Here is a 700-nt window from a genome sequence, read left to right on the forward strand (position 1 = left end):
CATCCTTGCAGACTAATTGCCCTGGCAAGTTTACGATTCTTGACCATCCCCGACACGTTCAAATCTTCCAAAATAATTACTTGGTTTTCGTTGACTATTTTGGTTGACAATTTGTGTAGGAAGTCTTGGCGGGTATCGGCAATTCGATTGTGTAACTTGGCAATTTTAATGCGAGTTACATTCCTTCTTTTAGAATCTTTTGGCTGACGAGCTAATTTGCGTTGTAGCTTGCGTACTTTTCGGTAAGGCTTTTTATAGCTAGGACTTTCGGCTTTCTCGCCATTACTCATTACTGCAAAAGTTTTAATGCCTAGGTCGATTCCGATACTTGGGTTTTTAGCTTCAACCTGAATTGGTTGAAGTTCTACAACAAAACTCAAGAAATAGCGGTTTCCACAGTCCTTGATTACCGTCACAGAGCTAGGTTCAGACGGAAGACTTTTAGACCATATTGGATTAACAATTCCAATTTTAGCCAAATAGACACCATCACCTTTGAGAGAAAACCCTCCAACTCTAAAACGTGCCGATTGGCTGTTAGTCCTTTTCTTGAACTTAGGATATCCAACTTTACGCCCTTTTCTCTTACCTTTGCAGGAGTTGAAAAAGTTCTTGAAAGCAACATCTAAATCGGCAACAGATTGTTGCAGTGGGACGCATGACACATCTCCTAACCAAGCTCTTTCTTCAGTATTCTTGG

The 700-nt window shown here is 40.6% G+C and carries 1 protein-coding gene; it reads right to left on the reverse strand.

From position 1 onward, the window contains the following. On the reverse strand, positions 1-700 hold a 700-nt coding region (locus JGK14_RS22705; RefSeq protein WP_325315517.1), incomplete at both ends, for an RNA-guided endonuclease InsQ/TnpB family protein.

It is taken from the genome of Microcoleus sp. PH2017_28_MFU_U_A (assembly GCF_020738035.1).
Classification (GTDB): domain Bacteria; phylum Cyanobacteriota; class Cyanobacteriia; order Cyanobacteriales; family Microcoleaceae; genus Microcoleus.